The following is an 18,377-nucleotide window of genomic DNA, read 5'->3' as shown; positions in this document are numbered from 1 at the left end:
TCTGCTATCGGTATGACCGACAATACCGCAGCTTTTTATATGATCAGCAGGATCAGCAGGATCAAACCAACAGAGGACCGTATGGCCAGCCCGTTAACGATAGTAATGGCGCAATTGAATTTGATAGTGGGGGATATTCCCGGAAATACCCAGACCATCCTGCATGCTGCGCGTGAAGCTGTCCGTGACCACCATGCTGATGTTGTGGTTTACCCCGAATTGAGCCTGACCGCTTATCCGGCTGAAGATCTGTTGCTGCGACCCAGCCTGGCACCGCGAATTAATACCGCCCTGCAACAGCTTTGTGATGCACGTATGGACGCCTATCTGATCGTGGGGTATCCACTGACTGACAATGGCCAGTTGTTTAATGCCGTGTCGGTCATTCACGAAGGCGAGATAAAAGCGACCTACTGCAAGCAGAGTCTGCCCAATTATCAGGTCTTTGATGAAAGGCGCTATTTCCAGTCCGGCAACTCCCCCTGCATCGTCAACATAAAAGGATTGCCGGTAGCGCTGACCATCTGTGAAGATCTTTGGGACCCATTGCCAATCCGGCAGGCATCGCAGGCAGGTGTGGGCCTTTTGATCAACATCAATGCCTCGCCTTTCCATACCGACAAGCTGGAGCAGCGTCAGCGATTATTGGCAAGGCGTGCCATGGAATCGGGCACCCCGATTCTGTACGTGAATCAGGTGGGTGGGCAGGACGAACTGGTGTTTGATGGCAACTCCATGGTTGCCGATGCTGATGGTAGGGTGACCACGGTTGGCCCGGCATTTCGTGAAGCGCTGATCCCGGTTAGTTTTCGCATAGAGCAGGCGCTGGCATGGCCCGAGCTGTCTGATACGGCAAGTGTGAGTGTTACCCCGGATTCGCTGCCTACGGTGCCCGCAGACCGTGACGTCGAGCAACGTTGCTACCAGGCCATGATACTGGGATTGCGTGACTACGCGCGTAAAAATCGTTTCAGTTCGGTGATTCTTGGTTTGTCCGGCGGTATCGATTCAGCGTTAACATTGGCACTGGCTGTGGATGCGCTGGGTGCCGATCAGGTGACTGCGATCATGATGCCGTTCACATACACGTCGGATCTCAGCGTGCGCCTGGCCGCAGCGCAGGCAGAACGCCTGCACGTCAATTATGATGTTATCCCAATAACTGATTGCTATCAGGCCTTCGCTGGCGCGCTGGCCAATCAGTTTGCCGGCTTGCCTGCAGATCTCACTGAGCAGAATATCCAGGCCCGTTGCCGGGGTGTCATGTTGATGGCTATCTCCAACAAAAAAGGCGCTCTGGTGCTGACCACCGGCAATAAAAGTGAAATTGCGGTAGGTTATTCCACTCTGTACGGTGACATGGCCGGTGGTTTTAATGTACTCAAGGATGCCAGTAAAACCCTGGTGTATCGGTTGGCACGATACCGCAATGCCATTGCCCGCGCGGACGGAGAGGCGGACATCATCCCTGTTGAAGTGATTGAGCGGCCGCCTTCGGCTGAGCTGGCGCCGGGGCAGCAGGATGACGACAATCTGCCGCCTTATGATCGGCTGGATCAGATACTGGCGCTGTATGTCGAATCCGACCTTGGCGCTGACGCCATCATTGGCCATGGTTTTGATGAAGAGGAAGTTCGCCGGGTGCTTCGCCTGGTCGACATCAATGAATACAAGCGCCGACAGGCACCCATCGGTGTGCGCCTGACGGAGCGGGCATTTGGCCGGGACCGGCGCTATCCGATCACGCAGGGCTGGGCTGCAGGTGAGTAGGCCCTTGGTACGCCTGTTGCGCTGATACACAATCCGGACTGACAGCAAACCCGGCAAGGAGGTAGGCTTGAACGACACTAAACAAGTGATAACTGGCACGCTCGTAGACGCACGCGACTATCTCGACCGGTTTCTGTCGGACGCAGACAATGTCGATGCAATTGACAGTGCAGCAGACGTTCTGATCGCTGCGCTGCACAACAATGGCGCGATCTACAGTTGTGGTAATGGTGGCTCGATGAGCGATGCCATGCATTTTGCTGAAGAGTTGACCGGTCGCTACCGGGACAATCGTGCTGGCTTGTCAGCCACCGCCATCAGTGATCCGGGACATATCAGCTGTGTTGCCAATGATTTTGGATATGAGCACATTTTTTCGCGCTATCTGCAGGCACGAGGCAGAGCCGGCGATTGCCTGTTTGCCATCAGCACCAGTGGTAGCAGCAAGAATGTGATCAAGGCAGCAGAATATGCGCGCGATAACGGCATACAGGTTATCAGTCTGACCGGGGCGGGTGGGTCGACACTTGGCAAACTGGCGACTGTTGATATCAGTGCGGGTGCCAGCCGCTACGCGGATCGGGTGCAGGAGGTGCATATCAAAGTGATACACATACTGATCGAACTCATCGAACGGGCTTTTTTTCCGGAAAACTATGCTTCCTGAAGTCCGCCCGGCCGTTCACTATTGCGGCTTCCGGTTGCAATCAGCTGTCGTCCGTTCACCCGTCCCACGGTGCGCGATGGTTCGCCAATGCTGACGAACCCGGCCTAGATCGGATTGGGGGAGCCGGGTGGTGGCTCGCCAGGCATGGGCGCTGTTGTTGCGTCACGGCCGTAGCGGCCCAGTGTCAGAATATTGAGCAGGGAGCGTCCTCGTTCCGGCGCAGCTTCCGGTGCAATTGAACGCTGCGGACGGCTGGTTGGCGCCAATGGGGTGTTATCTTCATTGCTGCCCAGCAAACCAAAGGTCACCGTATAAAGCAGCGACGGGTTGGTGACATGGTTGCGCACGATGAATTCGCCATTGTTGTCCAGCGTGGCGTGATCCGGGTAATTGTCGCGCAGCAGGGCCAGCGATGTGTCGGCCAGGTCATTCAGGCCAAGACGAAGATAACACTCCACCATGATGGCAACGGCATCGGCGACAACCGGGCTGCCCTGAAAATTCTCAACCACATAACGGCCACGATTCAGTGCGGCTATGTATGCCCTGCGCTCCAGATAATAATCTGCCACGTGGATTTCATAGGCGGCCAGATTGTTGCGCAGGAACACCATGCGGGCGCGGGCATCAGCGGTGTAGTCGCTATCAGGATACAGAGTCATCAGCAGGGAAAACTCGTTGAATGCATCGCGGGCGCGGCTGATATCGCGTTTTGACGGGTCGGTAGGCAGAAAGCGGCTCATGAAGCCGGTGTTTTCCGAGAATGTCGCTACCCCTTTCATGTAGTAGGCATAGTCGATACTCTCATGATCAGGGTGGAGTCGAATAAAACGGTCGGCCGCGGCGCGCGCACCTTCCACATTGGAAGCACGATAGTGAGCATAAATCAGTTCCAGTTGCGCCTGAGCGGCGTACTGGCCAAATGGGAACCGGGACTCCAGAGCCTGATAGGTTCGGACCGCGCCGGAGAAATTGGATGCATTCAGCTGCTGATTGGCAGTTCGGTAAAATTGCTCCTCAGTGGACATGGAAGCAAACTCATCGCGATCACGTCCCAGGGAAGAACAGGATACGACAGTTATCAATAACGCAATGGTTAGCAGTACTCGCACGCTCAAAACACCTCTTGACTGGCAAAACAGACTATAATGCCTGTCGATAATCGCTTATTTAACCACACCATCCGGTCGATACCCAAATATGTCAGAACGAATCTCTTTATCCGCCATTGTACCCGATGATCTTGATGGCGCCAGATTAGACCAGGCAGCAGCCCGTTTGTTCGCAGATTATTCGCGAGGACGTCTGCAGCAGTGGATCAAAGACGGCTTTTTACTGGTCAATGCCGCACAAAAGCGGGCCAAAGACCGTTTGAGTACCGGTGACAGGCTGGAACTGAAAGCGGAGTTGGATGAAGCGCCAGACAATGGCTGGCAGGCGGAAGCTCTGGCGCTGGACATTGTTTATGAAGATGATGCGGTGCTGGTGCTAAACAAGCCCGCCGGCACCGTTGTGCACCCGGCTGCCGGCAATCGCACAGGTACCCTGATGAATGGTCTGCTGCACTATTGCCCGTCCCTGCAGCACCTGCCGCGAGCGGGCATTGTGCATCGTCTGGACAAAGACACCACGGGACTGATGGTGGTGGCAAAAACCCTGCCTGCACACCACAAACTGGTTCGCCAATTACAGAAGCGCACCGTGACCCGGCAATACGAGGCCGTAGTGCAGGGTGTCTTGACCGCGGGTGGCATGGTTGACGAACCTCTGGGCCGGCATCCGGTGCAGCGCAAAAAGCGGGCAGTGGTGCAAAGCGGCAAACCATCGGTGACGCACTATCGGGTGATTACACGGTTTCGCGCCCACACACACGTGCAATTGAAACTCGAGACCGGCCGCACACATCAGATTCGCGTCCACATGAGTCATGTCAGACACCCCCTGATCGGTGACCCGCTGTACGGCGGGCGACTGCATATTCCGGCAGGTTGCAGCCCTGAGCTGGCCGAACACCTGCGGCTGTTCCGCCGTCAGGCACTACACGCTGCACGTCTGGGATTTATTCACCCGGATACAGAAGAAGAGGTGAGTTGGGAGGTCCCGGCGCCGGATGACATGCAATTGCTACTGGGCACCCTGAAGCGGGATACAGACTGATGGCAAGCGCCGGCAGCAATACCACAGACGGGAAGCCCGGCGCCGACCTGGACTGGCAAACTCCCGACTGGCCGGCACCTGACAATATCGGCGCACGGGTCACCGGTCGAACCGGTGGTGTCAGTCTACCGCCCTACGACAGCTTCAACCTGGGCACGCATGTGGGGGATGTGGCCGCAACGGTAGCGCGCAATCGCCGTGCATTACGCAGGGCCTTACCCGGACTCCATCGACTGCAATGGTTAAACCAGGTTCACGGCACACGTGTTGTCTCTGTGGCCGCAGGAAGCCAGGGTCTGCGGCGGCGTCAGGCCGATGCCGCCTGTCTGTCTCAGACCGGTGATGGCGTGGCAGTGTTGACGGCTGACTGTCTGCCGGTGCTGTTATGTTCGCATGATGGGCGCGTTGCGGCAGCCGCGCATGCCGGCTGGCGTGGGCTGTTGAACGGTGTTCTGGAGAACACGGTGCGGGCCACGCAATACCCGGGCACGGACCTGATGGCATGGCTCGGGCCGGCAATCGGGCCGTGTTGCTTTGAGGTGGGTGCAGAGGTCAGATCAGCGTTTATGGCTGCCGGGACGTCGTCCGCCGGCGCCATGGCGGCAGCCTTTAAACCGGTTGCAGGTAGCCACGATAGCCGTGGCCAGAATAAAAGCATGATGGATATATATGCAGCAGCGCGACAACGCCTGCAAATGCTGGGCGTCACGGCAATTTACGGCGGAGACCAGTGCACGGTCTGTTCTGCATCCCGGTTCTTTTCCTACCGCCGTGATGGCGTGACCGGACGCATGGCCAGCCTGATCTACCTCAAGGATGGTTGAATCAGTCTGCACTTCAGATTGTTAAATCTTAGTATGCGCTTGAATTTTTCTGGCGTTACCTCAATCTATAAGCCATAGACAAATGAATTCTGAACTATCGTCCTGTAAAGACGCCAGTTCACTGAGGTGAATGATGAGAATGGAGCAATTGACAAGCAAGCTGCAGGCAGCGCTGGCTGACGCGCAATCGCTGGCGCTGGGCAACGACCATAATTTTATTGAACCTGTGCACCTGATGATCAGCCTTCTCGAGCAGAGAGGCGGTTCGGTGCGACCGTTGTTGTCGCAGACGGGGTTTGACCTGACGCAATTGCGCAAAGGCCTCAACGACATCCTGCAAAGACTGCCAACTGTGGAAGGCAATGGTGCGGATGTTGCCATGTCGAATGAACTGGGTCGTTTGCTGAATCAGGCTGACAAGTCGTCCCAGAAAAACGGTGACAAATTCATTTCCAGTGAGGCCGTGATGCTGGCTGCGTTAGCAGATAAAGGCGAACTGGGCCGTTTACTGAACAGTTTTGGTATCTCGGAGAAAGCGCTGCAAACCGCCATCAGTAATCTACGGGGCGGAGACAAAGTTACCGATGCCGATGCCGAGGAATCCTGGCAGGCGCTGTCAAAATATTGCATTGATCTGACCGAACGTGCCGGCAAGGGGGGGCTGGATCCGGTGATCGGCCGCGATTCCGAAATTCGTCGCACCATTCAGGTCCTGCAGCGGCGCACCAAAAACAACCCGGTTTTGATAGGCGAGCCGGGTGTGGGTAAAACCGCCATTATCGAAGGCCTGGCACAGCGCATTGTTAACGGTGAAGTGCCGGAAGGTCTGAAAGACAAAAAAATTCTGGCGTTGGACATGGGCGCACTGATTGCCGGTGCCAAATTCCGCGGAGAATTTGAAGAGCGCCTGAAAGGCGTACTGAAGGAGCTTTCCAAACATGAAGGCTCGGTCATTCTGTTTATCGATGAGATACATACCATGGTCGGCGCGGGTAAAGCCGAAGGCTCCATGGATGCGGGCAACATGCTGAAGCCCGCGCTGGCGCGCGGAGAGCTGCATTGTGTTGGCGCCACCACGTTGGATGAGTATCGCAAATACATTGAAAAAGATGCAGCTCTGGAACGCCGGTTTCAGAAAGTGCTGGTGGACGAGCCGTCAGAGGAAGACACCATTGCCATTCTACGTGGCCTGAAGGAACGTTACGAAGTGCATCACGGTGTGCAGATTGCCGATGCCGCCATCATTGCGGCCGCGCGCCTGTCACAACGCTACATCCCGGATCGGCAGTTGCCGGACAAGGCCATTGATCTGATTGACGAAGCCGCCAGCATGATCCGCATGGAAATCGATTCCAAGCCGGAAGAAATGGACAAGCTGGAACGTCGCCTGATTCAGTTAAAAATCGAGCGGGAAGCGCTGAAGAAAGAAGAGGATGATGCGTCACGCAAGCGCCTGGAGAAGCTGGCTGAGGACATTCAGCGAGTAGAGAGAGAGTTTGCCGATCTTGACGAAATCTGGAAAGCTGAAAAAGCTTCGGTGCAGGGTACACAATCAGTTAAAAGCAACCTGGAAAAGGCCCGGGCGGACCTGGAGTCAGCACGCAGGGCAGGTGACCTGGCGCGCATGTCAGAGCTGCAGTACGGCGTCATTCCCAATCTGGAAAAGACCCTGGACATGTCCACACAGGCGGAAATGATGGACATGCAATTGTTGCGCAGCCGGGTGACCGAAGAAGAGATCGCTGATGTAGTGGCGCGCTGGACCGGTATTCCGGTGGCAAAAATGCTGCAGAGCGACAAGCAGAAGCTGTTGCAGATGGAAGAGGCGTTGCACGGACGAGTGATAGGGCAGCATGAGGCTATCTCGGCCGTCGCCAATGCGGTGCGGCGCTCCCGCTCGGGGTTGTCAGATCCCAATCGCCCCAATGGCTCATTTCTGTTCCTGGGGCCGACCGGCGTGGGTAAGACTGAGCTGTGCAAAGCACTGGCTGAATTTCTGTTTGATACCGAAGAGGCGATGGTCCGTATCGACATGTCTGAGTTCATGGAACAGCATTCGGTGGCTCGTCTGATCGGTGCCCCTCCTGGTTACGTGGGTTACGAAGAGGGCGGGTATCTGACAGAAGCGGTGCGTCGCCGGCCTTATTCAGTGCTGCTGCTGGACGAGGTGGAGAAAGCCCATCCGGATGTGTTCAACATTCTGTTGCAGGTGCTTGATGACGGCCGTTTGACCGATGGTCATGGTCGCACCGTGGATTTTCGCAATACGGTGATCGTGATGACATCGAATCTGGGCTCGGACCGTGTTCAGGAGATGCTGGGGGATGATCCCACAGATGAGGCGGCCTATGACCGCGTGAAACATGATGTGATGTCGGTGGTGACCCGGCATTTCAGGCCCGAATTTATCAACCGCATTGATGAAACCGTGGTTTTCCACCCGCTGGCGGCGAGTCAGATACGTGGCATTGCGGATATCCAGATAGCATCGCTGAACAAGCGGTTGCACGACAATGACCTGGCCATTGAAGTGTCTGATGCAGTGTTGGACAAGGTAGCCGAGCTTGGGTACGACCCGGTATATGGTGCCCGGCCGTTACGCCGGGCGGTGCAGAACTGGATTGAGAATCCGTTGGCACAGCGCGTTATTCAGGGAGAGTACGCACCGGGAGACTGCATTTTGGTTGATGTGACCGACGAAGGTTTTATTTTTGATAAACGCCCACAAGACGGGCCTCACGCTTGACAATGCGTCAAATCGTGGGAAAATCGCGTGTTGCTGGCGGGGATTCTTATCGGGCTCTCCCGCCGCACGCAGACTGAGAAGGTAATCCCCTCCCCCAATCTGCTCTGGCCGGGTTGCGTCGAAAAATGTCAGCCCCGGGGCTCGCTTAGGTGTCAGACAACATCCACCTAGGTTCCAGTACGTTACCGACGTCCGGAACTGGCATGTGTCAAATTTGATGGTCAGCTTTGACAGCCATGCTTGTTGATTGATCCTGAAAACTAAAAGATTAACTTTATCTGCGAAGATATTGCCCTCCGGCAGTGTCTTATTGATGCCATTGCAGGTGTCATATTTTTATTTGAGAGGCTATAACTGTGGAATTGCTTTCTGGTGGTGAAATGCTGATTCGTGCGTTGCACGACGAGGGCGTTGAGCTGTTGTTCGGATATCCGGGCGGCGCTGCGCTGCACATTTACGATGCGATATTCAACCAGGACAAGGTGGAACATATTCTGGTACGTCACGAGCAGGCGGCAACGCATGCGGCTGACGGTTATGCCAGAGCCACCGGCAAGCCAGGTGTGGTGCTGGTAACGTCCGGTCCGGGCGCCACCAATGCGATTACCGGTATTGCGACAGCATTTATGGACTCCATTCCCATGGTAGTGATCTCCGGCCAGGTGGATAGTTCCCTGATCGGATCTGATGCGTTCCAGGAAACTGACATGGTGGGTGTGTCACGCCCGATCGTAAAACACAGCTTTATGGTGCAGAGTGCCGAAGACATCCCCATGATAGTGAAAAAGGCGTTTCACATAGCCACCACGGGCCGTCCGGGGCCGGTGGTTATTGATGTGCCCAAGGATGCCAGCGATCCGGCGCGGAAATTCGAATACCAGTACCCGACTACCGTCAAGATGCGCTCCTATTCAGTGCCAGCCAAGGGTCATACCGGGCAGATAAAAAAAGCAGTCGAGATCCTGCTGGCTGCCAAGCGTCCGATCATATACGCCGGTGGCGGTGTCATTCAGGGCAACGCGGCGGAATTGCTGACGCAACTGGCGCGCAAGTTGGGATACCCGGTGACCAATACGTTGATGGGCCTGGGCGCGTTCCCGGCACCAGACAAGCAGTTCCTCGGCATGCTGGGCATGCATGGCACCTATGAAGCCAACAATGCCATGCATTTCAGTGATGTGGTGCTGGGTATTGGTGTGCGTTTCGACGATCGCGTCACCAATGCCATCTCCAAGTTCTGCCCGGGTGCGAAGATTCTGCATGTCGATATCGACCCGGCATCAATTTCCAAGACAGTCGCCGCCGATGTACCGATTGTGGGCTCGGTCACCAGCGTGTTGGAAGAGATGCTGGAGCTGATCGCGCAGGCAGACACAACAGTGGATCGCAAGTCGCTGGATTTGTGGTGGCAACAGATTGAAGGCTGGCGCGCCAAGCAGTGTCTAAAAGTGACGAACGCGGAAAATGATGTCATCAAGCCGCAGCAGGTGGTCGACAGTGTCTATCGCGTTACCAAAGGCGAAGCCTACGTGTCCTCGGATGTGGGGCAGCACCAGATGTTTGCGGCTCAGTACTATCACTTCAACAAACCGCGGCGCTGGATCAACTCCGGTGGTCTGGGCACCATGGGCTTTGGTTTTCCGGCGGCCATGGGTGTGCAGTTGGCGTTCCCTGATGCGATCTCGGTGTGTATTACCGGTGAAGGCAGCATACAGATGTGTATTCAGGAACTGGCGACCTGTCTGCAGTACGGTTTGCCGGTGAAAATTGTGTGCCTGAATAATGAGTCTTTGGGCATGGTGCGGCAATGGCAGGATATGCAGTACGGCGGGCGTTATTCCAACAGCACCTATTCGGAGTCGCTGCCTGATTTTGTCAAACTGGTGGAGGCTTACGGTCATGTCGGGGTTCGCATCGAGAAATTATCGGAGCTGGACCAGAAGATGACAGAGGCGTTTGCCCTGAAGGATCGACTGGTATTCATTGATGTGGCAGTTGACCCGTCGGAGCATGTTTATCCGATGGCGATCAAGGGCGGTTCGATGAAAGATATGTATCTGAGCAAAACGGAGCGAACATAAGATGAGGCACATTATTTCCATTTTGTTGGAGAATGAACCTGGCGCTTTGTCTCGTGTAGTGGGTTTGTTTTCTCAGCGCAATTACAATATTGAGTCGCTGACAGTGGCGCCAACGGAAGATCATACCTTGTCGCGGCTGACTATCACGACCATTGGTGATGACCGCAAGATCGAGCAGATTACCAAGCACCTGAACAAACTGATTGATGTGGTGAAGCTGGTTGATCTGACTGAGGGTGCGCATATCGAGCGCGAGCTGATGTTGCTGAAGGTGAAGGCAACTGGGGCTCAACGTGCCGAGATCAAACGTACAACGGATATTTTCCGGGGTCAGATTGTGGATGTCACCAGTACCGTGTACAGCATTCAGCTGACCGGGGCGTCGGATAAGCTGGACAGTTTTCTGGCGGCCATTGGCAATGCGTCGGTGCTGGAGGTTGCGCGGACCGGGGTGACGGGGATCTCTCGTGGGGAGAAGGTGCTGAGCCTGTAGGTTTGGACTCTGACAGAGTCGTTCGAGGGCAGGGGCGGCGCTGGCTGAGGAGCAGGTGGCAGTCGCGACCGACCGCTTCCTCCGCAAATCTGCCCGGCGCTGCGGAACTCGCCCTCAGGCGCTGAGCGCCTTGCGAGCTCAGACAGTCCTCGCGCTGTTTCGGGCAATTTTGCTACGGAAAAGCGCGGCCTGATTGGTCGCTCGTTGCCACCTGCTCCTCAGCCAGCGCCGTTCGAAGCCAGTGGCTAGCGTCGGGCATTAAATGCTGCGTACAAAAAAAGGCCGGGGCCGCTGACAGTATCAGTGGCTCCGGCCTTTTTTTATTGAGCGCTGGAAAAGGGCTTAGATGGCCTTTTTCATCGCGGTCATATACGAGCGCAGGCGACGACCAACAATTTCGATCGGATGGTTGCGCAGGCCCTGGTTAACAGCGATCAGTTCAGCGTTATCAACGCTGTTGTCTTTAACGCTGATGCCTTTGCCGATCACATCAGTGTCGACTTTCTGCATGAAATCTTTCAGCAGCGGCACGCATTCGTGCGAGAACAGGTAGCAGCCGTATTCTGCGGTGTCGGAAATTACCTTGTTCATTTCGTACAGCTTCTTGCGGCCGATCAGGTTGGCAATCAGCGGCGTCTCATGCAGCGACTCGTAGTAGGCAGACTCTTCGATGATGCCGGCTGCGGTCATGGTTTCGAAGGCCAGTTCCACGCCGGCTTTCAGCATGGCAACCATCAGGATGCCGTTGTCGTAGTATTCCTGTTCAGAGATGTCCATAGAGCCGGGTGTGGATTTCTCGAACGCGGTTTCGGCTGTCTGTTCGCGCCAGGTCAGCAGTTTCTTGTCGTCATTGGCCCAGTCTTCCATCATGTCGCGCGAGAATTCGCCGGCAATGATGTTGTCCATGTGCTTCTGGAACAGCGGCGCCATGATGGTCTTGAGTTCTTCTGCCAATGAATTGGCGACCAGTTTGGCCGGGTTCGACAGGCGGTCCATCATGTTAGTGATGCCACCATGTTTCAGACCCTCGGAAGTCACTTCCCAACCGTGCTGGATCAGCTTGGAGGCGTAACCGGCATCCACGCCTTTTTCGATCATGCGGTTGTAGCAAAGAATGGAACCGGCTTGCAGCATGCCGCAGAGGATGGTTTGTTCGCCCATCAGGTCGGATTTGACTTCGGCAATAAAGGAGGACTCCAGAACGCCTGCGCGGTGACCGCCGGTAGCAGCCGCGTATGCCTTGGCAATGTCGATGCCGTCGCCATTGGGGTCGTTTTCGGCGTGCACGGCGATCAGCGTAGGTACGCCGAAACCGCGCTTGTACTCTTCGCGTACCTCAGTGCCCGGGCACTTGGGAGCAACCATCACCACGGTCAGGTCGTCGCGAATCTGCATGCCTTCTTCAACAATGTTGAAGCCATGCGAGTAGGCCAGACAGGCGCCTTTTTTCATCAGTGGCATAACCTGTTTAACAACAGCAGTGTGCTGCTTGTCCGGTGTCAGGTTCAGAACCAGATCGGCCTGCGGAATCAGGTCTTCATAAGTGCCAACGTTGAATCCGTTCTCGGACGCGTTTTTCCAGGATTGACGTTTTTCGGCGATTGCCTCGGCGCGCAGTGCATAGCTGATATCCAGTCCACTGTCGCGCATGTTCAGGCCCTGGTTGAGACCCTGTGCGCCACAGCCCACGATGACAACTTTTTGCCCTAGCAGGCGGTTAACGCCGTCAGCAAATTCGGCGCGGTCCATAAAACGGCATTTGCCCAGCTGCTCCAGTTGCAGGCGCAAGGGCAGGGTGTTGAAGTAGTTCATGGTGGTTATCCTTTGGACTGTCAGTCCGGCTGTTTAATAGTCGGGGTGAATGATAGGGCTTTGTTGGGGTTGCGTAAAATGATATATTTGCAATTAACTATTTCACATATTGCAATACAGTGTATTGCAGCAAAAGCTAATGTCGAGCCAATAAATGTCGAGCTAATAAATGGACCTCAAAGACTTGCGGTTGTTTCTTCATCTCAGCAAGACCCTGCATTTTGCCAGAAGCAGCAAAGAATTACATATCAGTCCGTCCGGACTCACGCGCGCAATACAGCGTCTCGAGGAAGAGTTCGGGGTGGCATTGTTTGAGCGTGATAACCGCACGGTGCGCTTGACCGCGGCCGGCCTGCAGTTGCGGGATTATGCCGTGCAGACGCTTGATCAGTTACTGCAGCTCAAAGCTGACCTGCAGCGCTCGGGAGATGGGCTGCGCGGCAGTCTTAGCCTGTTTTGCTCGGTGACTGCCAGCTACAGCTTTCTGCACGAGTTGCTGCAACAGTTTCGCGCTGTTTACCCACAGGTTGAACTGCAGCTACACACGGGCGATTCGGCGCTAGCGCTGGAGCGGGTCATGGCCGGGCAGGACGACATTGCGATAGCCGCAATGCCTGACCGTTTGCCGGATTCACTGGCATTTCTGCCGCTGGGGGAGTCACCTCTGGTTTGCATCGGGCCTACGCTGCCGTGCCCGGTTCGTCATGCACTGGAACAGGCGCGGGCCAGCGGCGACTATGACTGGCAGGCGTTGCCGGTGATCATGCCAGAGACGGGCCTGGCACGATCGCGGCTGGAGCAATGGTTTGCGCAACGTGGCCAGAAACCCAGGGTATACGCCCAGGTCAGCGGTCATGAAGCGATGGTCAGCATGGTCAGTCTGGGTTGTGGTGTTGCCGTGGTGCCCAGGGTGGTTGTGGACAACAGTCCGGTCAGTGACCGAATTGAGGTGTTGCCGGTGATGCATGAGTTGCGGCCGTTTACGGTGGGCCTGTGTGCCCGGCGTCGCAAGTTCGTCAATCCGCTGGTCAATGCCTTGTGGCAGGTCGCCGCTGCGGGCCAGCAATAGCAGCGCGGCTGGCTGTCTGCAAGCCTCGCAAGCAGCAGCCTTATGTGTATAATCAAGGCTTGGAATTTGTCAGGGGTAGTGTATGCCAACAGAGAAAAATCCGCAGAGTGATGAAGCTCACGAGCTGGACGAAAGCTTTATCCCGATTGACGAACATGAGGAGTTTGTTTCCCAGGATGGTAAAAAAATCAGTCGCAAAGGAATTTATCTGTTACCCAATCTGCTGACGCTGGGTGCTCTGTTTGCGGGTTTTTACGCCATCATTGCCGGTATGAACGGCAATTTTAACGCCGCCGGCTGGGCAATTCTGATCGCAGCAATTCTTGACGGGCTGGACGGTCGAGTGGCGCGACTGACCAATACCCAAAGCTCCTTTGGTGAGCAATTCGACAGTCTGGCTGACATGGTGTCATTTGGTGTGGCACCGGCGTTGATTGTATTCAGCTGGACGCTTTCTTCGATCGGTAATGCTGGCTGGGCGGCGAGTTTCATTTTTATGTCGTGTGCGGCGCTGCGTCTGGCACGTTTCAATGTGCAGCTGGGGACCGTCGACAAGCGTTTTTTTATGGGGCTGCAAAGCCCGGTAGCGGCAGGACTGGTCACATTTGTGGTATGGGTTGCCTACAAGTACGAGGTGCAGCCGAGCGTCTGGCTGTCGGGAGCAACAGCAGGGCTCACGGCATTTGTAGGCTTGCTGATGGTGTCGAATTATCGTTATTACAGTTTCAAGGAAATTCATTTCAAGGGGACGGTGCCTTATGTTGTTTTCCTGATGGCGGTTGTTCTGCTGGTAGTCATTGCCCAGCGTCCGCATGAAGTTTTACTGACGATGTGCGTTGTTTACGCGCTTTCCGGTCCGGTTATTGCGATGTACAGAAAAGTTTCGGCCCGTAAACGAAAAACCGGCCGTGACTCTGCAGCGTAGAGGTTATCAAATGCTCGTGAATCGCCGGACCCGTGCGGGGCTGGCAATCGATGCCCGACTGAGGGCGCAAGAGGTTCAATTATGTTGATCAAATCAGCCCCCGATATCCTGTCTTCCGAAATTACGCCTGAGTCGGTTTACCGAAACCGGCGACAGTTCATGGCCGATGCGCTCAAGCTGGGTATCGCCACGGGCGGTCTGGCAGCAATGCCGGGTGCGGCATTGGGTGCATCTGGCGATGGGCTGCGTGCCCGGGCACCCGCTGATATGGAGCGATCGGCCCCGGCAGCCTGGTGGCAGGATAAGTTTGCCGGCATTGATGCCGCCGAGCGTGGCGGAAACTTCTGGACCGATGAAGATTTGACGCCTTATCGCGATGTGGTGACCTATAACAATTTCTACGAATTTGGTACCGATAAGTCGGATCCCTACCAGAACGCGCAAAGCTTTGATGTTGATCCCTGGTCAATCGAGATTGCCGGTGAGGTGGATAACCCCGGGACATATGATCTTGAGGATTTCATGAAACCGCACCAGCTGGAGGAGCGGATATATCGCCTGCGCTGTGTGGAGCGCTGGTCGATGGTGATCCCGTGGATCGGTTTTCCGCTGGCGGATTTGATCAAACGGGTCGGGCCGACATCAAAAGCAAAGTATGTGGCATTTGAAACCTTGTTGGATCCTGACCAGATGCCAGGGCAGCGTGGCCGGTTCAGCGTGATTGAGTGGCCCTATCGTGAAGGCCTGCGTATGGATGAGGCGATGAACCCACTTAGCTTTTTGGCGGTCGGTCTGTATGGCAATTACATGCCGCCGCAGAATGGCGCCCCGATCAGGCTGGTCATTCCGTGGAAGTACGGTTTCAAAAGCATCAAATCGATTGTCCGGATTCACTTCACTGAAACTGAGCCGGCGACGTCATGGAATATGCTGCAACCCAGTGAATATGGCTTTTATGCCAATGTGAACCCTGAAGTCCACCACCCGCGCTGGCGGCAGGACATGGAAACACGGTTGCCCAGGACGCTGTTCAGCTCGGGGCGCATGGAAACACAGATGTTCAACGGATACGCCGACCAGGTAGCACATCTGTATCAGGGCATGGATCTGGCGCGTTACTATTGAAGCAGCAGGCTCTGTCGTGAAATCTTTGTCTCGGCTACCGATGCTGCGCAACCCTCGCTTCTGGCAGGTTGCGCGGGTCATCATCTTCTGTCTGGCGTTGCTGCCTTTTGTTTTCCTGTTGCAGGGAGCGCTACTCAATACACTTGGGGCAGATCCGGCGCGTGAGCTTGCGCTTGAGACCGGGCGCTGGGCGTTACGCATGCTGCTTTTAAGTCTGGCGATTACACCGCTGCGTGAATTGACCGGGCTCACCGGGCTGTTTCCATTGCGCCGCATGCTGGGTCTGTTTGCACTGTTCTATGCGGTTTTGCATTTCATCGTTTATATGGTGTTTCTGCTGGCGTTGCGCTGGTCCGAGATCGGCAGCGACATTCTGGAGCGACCCTATATTACCGTCGGTTTTGTTGCGCTGCTGATTCTGGCAGCCATGGGAGTGACGTCAACAAAGGCGATGATGCGTCGTCTTGGGCCGCGCTGGAAGCAGTTACATCAACTGGTTTACATGGCGGCAATGCTGGCCTTGCTGCACCTGCTTTGGATCCTGCGCACAGACCTTTTTGATGCTGTATTTTATGGTACGATTCTCTTTCTGCTATTGGTATATCGATTGGTAACCCGGCTGAAAAAGCGGCGCACCAGGGCGGCTCGCCGCCAGGCCGTTTAGGCGGCCTGACCAGCGGAGAAAGGCGGACCCTGTGGCAGGCCTGCAGCATGGCCAGTAATTTCTTGATGAAATTTCGACAAAACACTTGCAGCAAAAAATCACTGTGGCATAATGCGCGCCCTTGACGAGATAACACCCTGGTCAAGGTTGGCAGGACAGCAGTATTTTCAGATGGAATTGTTGGCGATGAGCTGGCAAAGAAAGTGAAAAAAAGTGCTTGCCAGATTGCTTGAAACGCGTATAATACGCGGCCTCTTAGCCACGAAGGCTGAGGCGGAAAAGTTCTTTAAAAGACAGAGATTAAGTAATAGAGGTGGGTGCTTGCCGAGGTATTTTTGCGCAATCGTAAAGATATCAAAGGGAAGCAACCGCGTTAATTATCAGCCCTCCCAAGGGTTGATGATTTAAGTCAATAGACAGTAGTTGTAAACTTTGAGCATGATTTTAACTTGAGTGAATTGTCGGTTAAGTAGTACGGCGAGTAAGCTTGAGTGTAAAACCTTAAACTGAAGAGTTTGATCATGGCTCAGATTGAACGCTGGCGGCAGGCTTAACACATGCAAGTCGAGCGGAAACGATGGGAGCTTGCTCCCAGGCGTCGAGCGGCGGACGGGTGAGTAACGCGTAGGAATCTGCCTGGTAGTGGGGGATAGCTCGGGGAAACTCGAATTAATACCGCATACGCCCTACGGGGGAAAGCAGGGGATCTTCGGACCTTGCGCTATCAGATGAGCCTGCGTCGGATTAGCTAGTTGGTGGGGTAAAGGCCCACCAAGGCGACGATCCGTAACTGGTCTGAGAGGATGATCAGTCACACCGGAACTGAGACACGGTCCGGACTCCTACGGGAGGCAGCAGTGGGGAATATTGGACAATGGGGGCAACCCTGATCCAGCCATGCCGCGTGTGTGAAGAAGGCCTTCGGGTTGTAAAGCACTTTAAGCAGGGAGGAAAGGGGCAAGACTAATAATCTTGTCAGTTGACGTTACCTGCAGAATAAGCACCGGCTAACTTCGTGCCAGCAGCCGCGGTAATACGAAGGGTGCAAGCGTTAATCGGAATTACTGGGCGTAAAGCGCGCGTAGGCGGTTTGGTTAGTTGGATGTGAAAGCCCAGGGCTCAACCTTGGAACTGCATCCAATACTGCCAGGCTAGAGTACGGGAGAGGGGGGTAGAATTCCACGTGTAGCGGTGAAATGCGTAGAGATGTGGAGGAATACCGGTGGCGAAGGCGGCCCCCTGGATCGATACTGACGCTGAGGTGCGAAAGCGTGGGGAGCAAACAGGATTAGATACCCTGGTAGTCCACGCCGTAAACGATGTCAACTAGCCGTTGGGAGCGTAATGCTCTGAGTGGCGCAGCTAACGCACTAAGTTGACCGCCTGGGGAGTACGGTCGCAAGATTAAAACTCAAATGAATTGACGGGGGCCCGCACAAGCGGTGGAGCATGTGGTTTAATTCGACGCAACGCGAAGAACCTTACCTGGTCTTGACATCCCAAGAACTTTCCAGAGATGGATTGGTGCCTTCGGGAACTTGGAGACAGGTGCTGCATGGCTGTCGTCAGCTCGTGTCGTGAGATGTTGGGTTAAGTCCCGTAACGAGCGCAACCCTTGTCCTTATTTGCCATCATTTAGTTGGGCACTCTAAGGAGACTGCCGGTGACAAACCGGAGGAAGGTGGGGACGACGTCAAGTCATCATGGCCCTTACGACCAGGGCTACACACGTGCTACAATGGTTCGTACAAAGGGTTGCCAAGCCGCGAGGTGGAGCTAATCCCATAAAACGAATCGTAGTCCGGATCGGAGTCTGCAACTCGACTCCGTGAAGTCGGAATCGCTAGTAATCGTAAATCAGAATGTTACGGTGAATACGTTCCCGGGCCTTGTACACACCGCCCGTCACACCATGGGAGTGGGTTGCAAAAGAAGTGGGTAGCATAACCTTCGGGAGTGCGCTCACCACTTTGTGATTCATGACTGGGGTGAAGTCGTAACAAGGTAGCCGTAGGGGAACCTGCGGCTGGATCACCTCCTTAAA

The 18,377-nt window shown here is 55.1% G+C and carries 13 protein-coding genes and 1 rRNA gene; 12 read left to right on the top strand and 2 right to left on the bottom strand.

Features of this window, described 5'->3' with window-relative positions; translation table 11 throughout:
* The first annotated feature begins 81 nt into the window (after positions 1-81).
* Both PHACT_RS14250 and PHACT_RS14245 read left to right on the top strand, forming a co-directional pair.
* Positions 82-1,770, top strand: a complete 1,689-nt coding sequence (locus PHACT_RS14250; RefSeq protein ID WP_070119211.1) for an NAD+ synthase — start codon at positions 82-84, stop codon at positions 1,768-1,770.
* A 67-nt stretch (positions 1,771-1,837) separates the two neighbouring features.
* The gene (locus PHACT_RS14245; RefSeq protein WP_070118962.1) at positions 1,838-2,437 is read left to right on the top strand and encodes an SIS domain-containing protein; all 600 of its coding nucleotides are present in this window, start codon (positions 1,838-1,840) and stop codon (positions 2,435-2,437) included.
* Between the two features lie 104 nt (positions 2,438-2,541).
* Here the strand turns inward: PHACT_RS14245 and PHACT_RS14240 are convergent, their stop codons facing one another.
* The gene (locus tag PHACT_RS14240) at positions 2,542-3,549 is read right to left on the bottom strand and encodes an outer membrane protein assembly factor BamD (RefSeq protein WP_245730817.1); all 1,008 of its coding nucleotides are present in this window, start codon (positions 3,547-3,549) and stop codon (positions 2,542-2,544) included.
* Positions 3,550-3,637: 88 nt separating this feature from the next.
* Between PHACT_RS14240 and rluD the strand changes: the two genes are divergently transcribed.
* The 5 genes from rluD (at position 3,638) to ilvN (ending at position 10,738) form a co-directional block, all read left to right on the top strand.
* On the top strand, positions 3,638-4,594 hold the full coding sequence (rluD, locus tag PHACT_RS14235) for a 23S rRNA pseudouridine(1911/1915/1917) synthase RluD (protein ID WP_070118960.1): 957 nt from the start codon (positions 3,638-3,640) through the stop codon (positions 4,592-4,594).
* The gene (pgeF, locus tag PHACT_RS14230) at positions 4,594-5,418 is read left to right on the top strand and encodes a peptidoglycan editing factor PgeF (protein ID WP_070118959.1); all 825 of its coding nucleotides are present in this window, start codon (positions 4,594-4,596) and stop codon (positions 5,416-5,418) included. The genes rluD and pgeF overlap by 1 nt, the downstream gene beginning before the upstream one ends.
* Before the next feature lie 133 nt (positions 5,419-5,551).
* Positions 5,552-8,164, top strand: a complete 2,613-nt coding sequence (gene clpB / locus PHACT_RS14225) for an ATP-dependent chaperone ClpB (protein ID WP_070118958.1) — start codon at positions 5,552-5,554, stop codon at positions 8,162-8,164.
* Between the two features lie 356 nt (positions 8,165-8,520).
* Complete coding sequence (locus PHACT_RS14220) at positions 8,521-10,245, top strand: acetolactate synthase 3 large subunit (RefSeq protein ID WP_070118957.1); 1,725 nt, start codon at positions 8,521-8,523, stop codon at positions 10,243-10,245.
* A gap of 1 nt (position 10,246) precedes the next feature.
* Entirely contained in the window at positions 10,247-10,738 is a 492-nt protein-coding gene (gene ilvN, locus PHACT_RS14215; RefSeq protein ID WP_070118956.1) for an acetolactate synthase small subunit, read from the top strand.
* A 342-nt stretch (positions 10,739-11,080) separates the two neighbouring features.
* Here the strand turns inward: ilvN and ilvC are convergent, their stop codons facing one another.
* Positions 11,081-12,550: a ketol-acid reductoisomerase gene (gene ilvC, locus PHACT_RS14210; RefSeq protein ID WP_070118955.1), complete on the bottom strand. Its 1,470-nt coding sequence runs from the start codon at positions 12,548-12,550 to the stop codon at positions 11,081-11,083.
* Positions 12,551-12,719: 169 nt separating this feature from the next.
* On the opposite strand from ilvC, the gene ilvY reads away from it, so the two are divergent.
* The 5 genes from ilvY (at position 12,720) to PHACT_RS14185 (ending at position 18,375) form a co-directional block, all read left to right on the top strand.
* The gene (ilvY, locus tag PHACT_RS14205; protein ID WP_070118954.1) at positions 12,720-13,619 is read left to right on the top strand and encodes an HTH-type transcriptional activator IlvY; all 900 of its coding nucleotides are present in this window, start codon (positions 12,720-12,722) and stop codon (positions 13,617-13,619) included.
* Between the two features lie 82 nt (positions 13,620-13,701).
* Positions 13,702-14,544 (top strand): CDP-diacylglycerol--serine O-phosphatidyltransferase, encoded by an 843-nt coding sequence (gene pssA / locus PHACT_RS14200; protein WP_070118953.1) that lies wholly within the window; start codon positions 13,702-13,704, stop codon positions 14,542-14,544.
* An 81-nt stretch (positions 14,545-14,625) separates the two neighbouring features.
* Positions 14,626-15,669 carry a protein-methionine-sulfoxide reductase catalytic subunit MsrP gene (msrP, locus tag PHACT_RS14195; RefSeq protein WP_070118952.1) on the top strand — a complete coding sequence of 348 codons (1,044 nt, stop codon included), beginning with the start codon at positions 14,626-14,628 and terminating at the stop codon, positions 15,667-15,669.
* 16 nt (positions 15,670-15,685) lie between these two features.
* Positions 15,686-16,333: a protein-methionine-sulfoxide reductase heme-binding subunit MsrQ gene (locus PHACT_RS14190; protein ID WP_245730816.1), complete on the top strand. Its 648-nt coding sequence runs from the start codon at positions 15,686-15,688 to the stop codon at positions 16,331-16,333.
* Positions 16,334-16,836: 503 nt separating this feature from the next.
* Positions 16,837-18,375, top strand: a 16S ribosomal RNA gene (locus tag PHACT_RS14185).
* Positions 18,376-18,377: the final 2 nt, after the last annotated feature.

It is taken from the genome of Pseudohongiella acticola (assembly GCF_001758195.1).
GTDB classification, from domain to species: domain Bacteria; phylum Pseudomonadota; class Gammaproteobacteria; order Pseudomonadales; family Pseudohongiellaceae; genus Pseudohongiella; species Pseudohongiella acticola.
This window is presented reverse-complemented; position numbering and strand designations above follow the sequence as displayed.